Raw genomic sequence first — 1916 nt, 5'->3', positions numbered from 1 at the left:
TAGGTCTAATCGAAAAAAGAAAAAGAAAAAGCGATAGCGCTATTTGTTCTATGGTTTGTTCTATGGTTTGTTGGAGTCAACCTAGTTTACTAGGGTTAGTATATGACGTTGACTAGGGTGGTGTATCTCATACACTAGGGTTGTCTATATATTGACTAGGTGTTATGATTTTCTGTGGATAAAAAAAAACGCCAAAATGGGCGGCAACCCTTGGCGTTTTTCTTAGTTTCTATAAGGAAAATTATGACACACAAACTTAAGCGGAGCCAATTCGATATTATGCATCCACTTTTTGACGCAATGAAACGTGAAAATCTACCATCAACACAGCGCCTGCTTCTCTTGGGGCTATTTAGATTTGTTGATGGCGATGGAGTTTGTTTCCCTAGCTACAGCGCTCTAATGGATGAGACGGGGTTATCTCGACAATCTATTGCAAACACAATCAAGAAGCTCTCTGAGTCTGGTTGGTTAACTTACGAGCCAGGGGATAAATCGAAAAGTTTAGCTAATACATACTATTTGAATCTTGAGCGCTTGGGGTTAACTACACAATCTAAAATAGTCCCAATAGAGGGATACATAGCTCAAGATGGGACTAAGTGGTCTTGTGCTGCTGATTATTGGAAGTCTAGACAGCAAACAATTTAAATTCATAAACGCCATGCATTCAGAGTGCAATCTGAATGCATGGCTAATCATAACTAGCTTACAAGGGGCTAATCATGACTAACTCACATCCTATTGAAAAGGACGTGTTTTACAACCGTCTGTCGCAATTAATTGCATCAACTGATTTAAATCCAGTCGACCGCGTTTTATTTCTCGCCACTTTTGAATCTTGGTACAACTTTCAAAGTTACGCCGTATATCAGTCCATCTCCGAAAAGGCTATTCAAGCTTTGGAGGAATGTTATGCGTAGTACTGATTGGGAGAACGCTGTTAAATTCTTTGCTCCAATTTCTAGGAGTAGTCGAATACATCCTAACTTTATCTTTAGATTTCAACACTTAGCATTAAGTGAGGGTCGAGCTGCTGAAATAGCTTGTGTCGATTTGGATCAAATCCATCGATGGGATGACGGTGAGGAAATCCCCCCTACCATTCGTAGGCTTTGGGCTCTTGAGTCTGGGCGCTATCTTCCTGATGTTACGGGGTTTTCTAAGTGGGCATTTAAGTCTGGTCATATTGTTACACCTGATGGAGCTACCTACTCTGAGGGGCAACTTCGCCACGCTCTTTTTCTGTTAGATCAGGTCTTATAAATAGCTCTGTTGGGAAATAAAAATTTGGGAGCCTTGTGCTCCCTTTTTTTGTTTCTCAATTGAGCCGACAAGCGGAAACATTCTTGATTTTTGTTACCTAATTCAAATCCGCGCGTCAGCTTCACAAATATGTATAAATACGTCTTTTTACATATCTATCTGGTTGTTAGCTGCAAACGACGACTGACGACGACGATGACTGAGGAGGAGGAAATAGGAGGTGCAGCGTCATCCCCGTATAGTAATACGGGGTGAAAGTACCTTGTTTTTCCGCAAAATGTCGAATCTGTGATGTACAATTCGACAAAATGTCGAAATAAGGTAACTTATGCATCCGTCCGAGTTTAAGCGCATTCGAAAGTCTGTTTTAAAGCTTAGTCAGTCCGAATTAGGCGATAAGCTGGATCTCTCCAATGATTCGATAAGTAGATTTGAAACGGGTAAATATCCAGTCGATAAAAGGACTGAATTTGCCCTTCTGTGGTTACAGCATTTAGAACTACACCTAGAAGCTCCTGTAACGCCTCCTGTGCAAAAAAGTGAGGTATTAGAATCTTGCTCTGTAGATCTTCTTATTTCCCCTCCTGTGCATTCTGACGACGAAAAGAGGGATAGATTTGGTCCTGTCCCTGACTCATCAAAAAGATCCA

General features: G+C 41.0%; 3 protein-coding genes. All 3 read left to right on the top strand.

Going from position 1 to position 1916, the window contains the following annotated elements; translation table 11 throughout:
* Positions 1-174 precede the first annotated feature (174 nt).
* On the top strand, positions 175-651 hold the full coding sequence (locus R8O70_RS24800; protein WP_169616120.1) for a helix-turn-helix domain-containing protein: 477 nt from the start codon (positions 175-177) through the stop codon (positions 649-651).
* Positions 652-725: 74 nt separating this feature from the next.
* A complete protein-coding gene (locus tag R8O70_RS24795) occupies positions 726-923 on the top strand; it encodes a hypothetical protein (protein WP_169608343.1) in 198 nt (65 codons plus the stop codon).
* Between the two features lie 671 nt (positions 924-1594).
* Positions 1595-1916, top strand: a 322-nt coding sequence (locus R8O70_RS24790; protein ID WP_318184411.1) for a helix-turn-helix transcriptional regulator, incomplete at its 3' end; no start/stop codon positions are given.

It is taken from the genome of Vibrio sp. 779(2023) (assembly GCF_033344285.1).
Classification (GTDB): domain Bacteria; phylum Pseudomonadota; class Gammaproteobacteria; order Enterobacterales; family Vibrionaceae; genus Vibrio; species Vibrio alginolyticus.
Note: the sequence above shows the minus strand (reverse complement) of the source record. Positions and strands in the feature narration are given on the sequence as shown.

Bases quoted from the DNA above. Each gene is read 5' to 3' on its own strand.
- R8O70_RS24795 (WP_169608343.1), top strand. From the start codon at position 726: ATGACTAACTCACATCCTATTGAAAAGGACGTGTTTTACAACCGTCTG.